Genomic DNA, 6,046 nt, shown 5'->3' with positions numbered 1-6,046 from the left:
AAAAAGCTTTCTGAAGCAGCAAAGGTAAATGCAATCTTTAGGCGAATCTTTACTTTAGCCAAGTATTTTTCTCCTTTGGAATTTAAAGAGAAAACAGAAGAAAAAATAGGCTTAACTCTGGCTAATTACTCTTCTTATCTCTTAAATATTAATCGCCTTTTAGTTTGGAAAAAACTTCCTGGTGGGAAGGAATACTTGAGCCGAGAAGAAATTAAGCACTTGCCTCTAGAAAAAAAAGGAGAGTTACTTAGAGATTGGATTGAAGAAAATTATAAAAATACCACGGCTTTAAATTTATCTGGAGCAGGCTTGACTTATTTATCGCCAGAAATATGCCAGTTATCTAAGCTGCAAGTGCTTAGGTTAAGATTCAACCAGCTTACCAGTCTGCCTGGAGAAATCGGGCAGCTGTCTCAGCTGCAAGGGCTTTACTTATATCAAAACCAGCTCACCAACCTGCCTACAGAAATCGGGCAGCTGTCTCAGCTGCACACGCTTGACTTAAAAGAAAACCAGTTCACCAGCCTGCCTACAGAAATCGGGCAGCTGTCTCAGCTGCACACGCTTGACTTAAAAGAAAACCAGCTCACCAGCCTTCCTGCAGAAATTTGGCAGCTGCCTAAGCTGCAAGCGCTTTACTTAAATCAAAACCAGCTCACCGCTCTGCCTACAGAAGTAGGCCAATTGTCTCAGCTGCATACCCTTGGCTTAAATCAAAACCAGCTCACCAGCCTGCCTATAGAAATCGGGCAGCTGCCTCAGCTACAATGGCTTGATTTAAGCCAAAACCAGCTCGTCAGCCTGCCTACAGAAATTGGGCAGCTGTCTCAGCTACAATGGCTTTACTTAAATCAAAACCAGCTCACCAGACTGCCTACAGAAATCGGGCAATTGTCTCAGCTGCAATGGCTTAACTTAAATCAAAACCAGCTCACCAGACTACCTACAGAAATCGGGCAATTGTCTCAGCTGCAAACGCTTGAATTAAATCAAAATCAGCTCACCAGTCTGCCTGCAGAAGTTGGGCAGCTGTCTCAGCTGCAAGGGCTTCACTTAAGTCAAAACCAGCTCACCAGCCTGCCTGCAGAAATTGGGCAATTGTCTCAGCTGAAATGGCTTAAATTAGCGGAAAATCCTTTGAAAGATATTTCAGAAAGAATAAGGCAACGTTTTCAATTGTAGGATGGCCATAAGTACTTTTTAATTTGGGGTGAGCTAAAATGAAATAACAAACTTTTAGCCATCTTATCTTTAAGCAAGTCATCCGCTTTCCTTCCCGCAACTAAGTAAGCTTAAGCTAACCTACACATTTATAATCACAAGAAGTTTCTCTCTTTTTCCGCAGATTGCTAGGCTGGGAGAACAGCCTTTCTTGACAGAAAGAAGCTAGGCGTATTGTATTCCATCATGCGGTAGAAGAATTAGAACAAGGCACCAAAAAGAGCCGTTTTTCTCAAATACAAAGAATCAATCTCATTCTTTTAGCCAAGCCAAAATTGCCGCGTCACTTAATTGCCAAAACCTATGGCTGCTACTGAATGCTTGGAAGGCCCCCCCTTTCCGTGAATCTATCTGAAAAAAAGCGAGGTAGATCATTTGTGAGTTGTTTTTCATTGATAAGGATACGAATTCGTTTGACTTGCCTTTTTAATTTTTTTATATTGCCTTTAAAAAATAAAAGTACTGAAAAGTCATCACTATCCAAGGAAATAAAATGCATCCTATCTCTCCGGCATCTATTGAAAGCTTGCCCAATGAATTGTTGCTCCCTATCTTAGAGGCTTGCGCAGTTCCTTCCTTATTTAGCGTCTGTAAAAGATGGCATCATCTGCTGGCTTCTGAAGTGATGCCTTCTCTTTATAAAAAAATAGCACAGCTTCATTTCCCCAAGGGAAATGCCAATACCCAGCGAACTCTTATGTTAACTAAAGTTTATCAACTCAATCCTGCACTTACCTCTACTGAAAAAGTTTATCAAGTTTTTAAACAAGTTCTTACCTTAGCTAAATCTATTTCTCCTTTAGAATTTAAAGAGAAAACAGAAGAAAAAAGAGGCTTAACTCTGGCTAATTACTCTTCTTATCTCTTAAATATTAGTCGCCTTTTACTTTGGAAAAAACTTCCTGGTGGGGAAGAATATTTGAGCCGAGAAGAAATCAAGCACTTGCCTCTAGAAAAAAAAGGAGAGCTATTTAGAGATTGGATTGAAGAAAATTGTAAAAACATCACGGCTTTAGATTTATCTAAAGTAAGTTTGACTTATTTACCCCCAGAAATATGCCAGCACGCTTTTAAATTACTCCTTACGCAATTAGACATACGATACAGCACATAGGCTTTTCATCCTTTTTTGTTCTAAACACACCTTTCTCCAAGAAGCTATTGCCATCTTTTCTAGTTCTTTATACCCCCGATAAATACGATTGGACTAAAAATGGCTATGCAAGTAATGCCATAGGTTTTCAACAGGATTAAGCTTAAGAACTATAAGGGGGTAGAAAGAGCAGGTAAATATTGGAAGGAACTTTAAGTGTTTTACTAGTATGGTAGCTAGCTCGGCCTAGAATTAGCAAAGCATGGGAAGAAGTAGGCAATGATTGACTAATTTGCTTTAAGAACAATTTCCACTCCTTGGCTATTTAACGCGAGTTATCGGATAAGGAAATAGTTGAAAAAAGGCCTTCACATGGCTTAAAAGTATTTTGTATGAGAAAAAACTTAAAGCTGGAAGGTCAAAATGATTGAAAAAGATATCCATTTATTAATCTCCATTTTTTGCGATGTAGATGATTTTTGTAAACAATTTGAGGTTGAATTGCGTATAATATTGGCTGAAAGCCATCACTGAGCACTCACTGAAAAGAGCAATAGAAGAAATAGAGGGTCGATATTATCATTAAGTGAAGCGATGACTATTGTCATCATGTTTCATAGAAGTGGCTATAGAACCTTTAAAGATTACTATATTCGGCAAGTTATTCCCTCTCTAAAGAAATACTTTCCTAATATTCTTTCCTATCATAAGTTTATCACTTTAATGAAAACATGCTTGTTTCCTATTTTTGTTTATTCACAGGCTTGCTTGGGAGAATGTACAGGCATTTCGTTCGTCGATTCTACTCTATTGACAGTATGCCATACTCGTCGCATCCACTCCCATAGAGTTTTTAAAAAAATAGCAATAAGAGGAAAAACCTCTACAGGGTACTTTTATGGATTCAAACTCCATCTAGTGATTAATGATAGAAGGGAAATTCTTGCTTATATGTTAACGCCAGGAAATGTGGATGATCGTATCCCTGTTCCTAATCTGTCTAAAAACATTTTTGGCAAAATGTTTGCCGATAAGGGATATATATCCCGCCAGTTATTTATCAAGCTCTACGACAAAGGCTTATAAATTATTACCAGGCTTAAAAAAAACATGAAAAACAAGTTAATGTCACTGGTAGATAAGATTTTATTAAGAAAACGGGGCATCATTGAAAGCGTTAAAAATAAATTAAAAAATTCTTGTCAAATCGAACATCATCGTCATCGCAGCCCTTGGAATTTTTTTGTCAATCTAATCAGCGGAATAGTGGCCTATGCTTACGAAGCTTGTAAGCCCTGCATTCAATTTACTTGCACGGAAAAACCAAAGTTAATGAGTTGGCTTACAGTTTAAGGCATGATTTGAAGCAGCCTTAGATTGCTTTCTTATCCGATAACTCGCGTTGATTTAAGATAGCTACCCTTAAGGCTAATTCATTTCGCAGAACCTCAGCTTTCTCCAAATTATTATTCGGGGAGTTGAGGATAGCAATCTCCAAGCTGCAAGATATATTGCTAGCACGCACAATCTTCTGATTATTCATATAACTTCACATGAGCGAAAGAAAAAGCTCAGCAATCTTCTTGCCCAGCGGCTAATACAATATCTTTACCATTCTTAAGCTCTTGGCTGGCGAACTGAAGTGCCAAGCCATTTTGCTTAACGGCAGCAAGCACAACTTCTTTATTTTCTTTTAATTCCTGGCTGGCGAACTGAAGTGCCAAGCCATTTTGCCTAACGGCAGCAAGCACAACTTCTTTATCTTCTTTTAACTCCCGGCTTGCGAACTGAAGTGCTAAGCCATTTTGCTTAACAGCAGCAAGCATAATCTCCTTATAATTCTTAAATTCTTCCTGTGTCAGCTCCAAATAATCCATTTGTAGTGCTTCACCTGTTCGTATGCTTGCTATAGTAGCATCCTTTAAGGCGTTTGCAATTTTAAAGGCCAAAGAACTGTAAAGCTTATTCATCTTCATCGATTCATCATAAAATGAAGTTATATTTTCATCTATTTGCTTGCGCCAAGTCATTGTTTGGGTTAATTGCTCAGCTGAGCTAGCTTTTATTTCTTCTAGCATTTCCCTTTCTTCTTTAATACTCAGTGTTCCTTTTTTTAAAGATTGCATAACTAATTTTTGACAATCTCTAGAAGGAGCTTGAATGGCTGTTTCATGAAATACAGATGCAAGGCATGAGGGATTTAAAGCAGGCGGTGGACTTTGAAAATTTGATTGTCCATTAACTACCGGGCTAGGAGATGTAGAGGCGGATGTATAAGAGGTAGGACGAAAGCTGGTGGGTTGAAAAGGGCGAGGCTGAAAAGGACGAGGTTGAAAAGAGGACGAGGGGCTCCAGGTACGAGCATTCCAACTGCTGCTAGATTGTTGAGGCTCTGAGCTAGATGCTGTCGAACTACTAGTTGCGCCCGATTGTTCGTTATTGGTAGGTTGCATAATATTTCTCCTTTAAAAGTAGGTATTATTTAATGTTAAAAAGGGTAAATTAGCTATATAAGAAAAATTCATTTTTTCTCACAAAGTAAAATTTTTTAAATAAATGGTTTGTTTTTATTGTTATGTAATTGCTTATATACACTTTCTTTATCATCCCGTAGTCTTATCCCCTTGGCTTATAATCTGCTATATAACTCATAAGCCTCATCCAAAATTAGCTATAAAAAACTTGAAGCTATTTTCGAGTAGATCATCTGTTTTTTATAGGGATTATTTTAAATTTGAAAATCTATAAAAAAAGTTGGCATTCAATTTTATAACCTTTAATTAAAGGAAATAAAACATCCATAAAAGGAGTCTTATGAAAATAGGTTACTATAAGCTCTAATAAAATTAAATGAAACTATTAATAAAAAATATCCATAAGAAAATAGATTAGGTTAAATGCGGCGTTGTTGCGTAAATGATAAGGAGTGTATGCGATAAGATTGCTCTTTAACGCTTAAGAGCTATAAAATTAGTTTGCTAAAACAAAAATATAGGCAAGCTATGGAAAAAAAGCTGGTTCTTCGGAGGTTTGTGTGGTAAAACTTTATTTTAAGAAAAAGAATCTATTATCTTTATTCTAAAATTTTCGAAATTTATAAAACCATAGGCTTTTCTTTTAATAAGCTTAATTTTGTTGTTAACCCCTTCCGCAAAACCGCTGCTTACTCTCTTATCAAAGTAATTCAATATATTATCTTCCCAGTTTAGTAAAGTTTTTATGAATTCGTAATATCCTATGGCTTTATGTCTAAGTGTATTTAACACCCACGCGGACAATTTCTCACTGCCTGTTTGTCTGTTATCATTTAAATCATTAAATAAGCTTCTAAACGACTCTTTAAGCTTATAATATACTTTCAACTCAAGGTTTAAATTTAAGATCTTGTCTAGCACATCTTCTTGCTGCTTTGTTAGATTTTCATGGTTCTTTAATAGGATATACTTGGTATTTTTCCATATTTCTTGATCGGCACTTTCCTGTTTTACCCTCTTCCTAAATCTATCTAACGCTTGATTTAAGTTTTGCATAACATGGAAACGATCAGCTATAGCTTGGGCCTTAGGTAGCATCTCTTCTACTACGGCTCGATAAGGAGCCCATAAATCTATAGCTACATACTTAATCCCTTCCTTGAATTCCTCATCGCATGCCGCCATATAGTCTTTTAAAGTAGCTTTTTTCCTGTCTTTAAGGATATCAATTACTCTTTTATTAGTTAGGTCGGTAATT

At 36.9% G+C, this 6,046-nt stretch carries 5 protein-coding genes and 1 pseudogene; 3 read left to right on the top strand and 3 right to left on the bottom strand.

All coding sequences use genetic code 11. The features are described from left to right. From DB41_RS09265 to DB41_RS11445, 3 genes and pseudogenes are all read left to right on the top strand, one after another. Window positions 1–1,182, top strand: a 1,182-nt coding sequence (locus DB41_RS09265) for a leucine-rich repeat domain-containing protein (RefSeq protein WP_052244080.1), incomplete at its 5' end; no start/stop codon positions are given. A gap of 532 nt (window positions 1,183–1,714) precedes the next feature. Next, window positions 1,715–2,335, top strand: a complete 621-nt coding sequence (locus DB41_RS09255; protein WP_039386548.1) for an F-box protein — start codon at window positions 1,715–1,717, stop codon at window positions 2,333–2,335. A 402-nt stretch (window positions 2,336–2,737) separates the two neighbouring features. Further along, window positions 2,738–3,667 (top strand): annotated as a pseudogene (locus DB41_RS11445) (IS982 family transposase). Between the two features lie 19 nt (window positions 3,668–3,686). Here the strand turns inward: DB41_RS11445 and DB41_RS11760 are convergent. The 3 genes from DB41_RS11760 to DB41_RS09235 form a co-directional block, all read right to left on the bottom strand. Then, on the bottom strand, window positions 3,687–3,857 hold the full coding sequence (locus tag DB41_RS11760; RefSeq protein WP_155117653.1) for a hypothetical protein: 171 nt from the start codon (window positions 3,855–3,857) through the stop codon (window positions 3,687–3,689). A 28-nt stretch (window positions 3,858–3,885) separates the two neighbouring features. Next, window positions 3,886–4,767 carry a DUF4116 domain-containing protein gene (locus tag DB41_RS11755; protein WP_052244079.1) on the bottom strand — a complete coding sequence of 294 codons (882 nt, stop codon included), beginning with the start codon at window positions 4,765–4,767 and terminating at the stop codon, window positions 3,886–3,888. Between the two features lie 597 nt (window positions 4,768–5,364). After that, the coding region (locus DB41_RS09235) for an ISL3 family transposase (protein ID WP_039386547.1) at window positions 5,365–6,046 on the bottom strand (682 nt) is incomplete at its 5' end.

It is taken from the genome of Neochlamydia sp. TUME1 (assembly GCF_000813645.1).
In the GTDB taxonomy this organism is placed as follows: domain Bacteria; phylum Chlamydiota; class Chlamydiia; order Chlamydiales; family Parachlamydiaceae; genus Neochlamydia.
The sequence above is the reverse complement of the archived record's forward strand: the minus strand, read 5'-3'. Positions and strand labels throughout refer to the sequence as shown.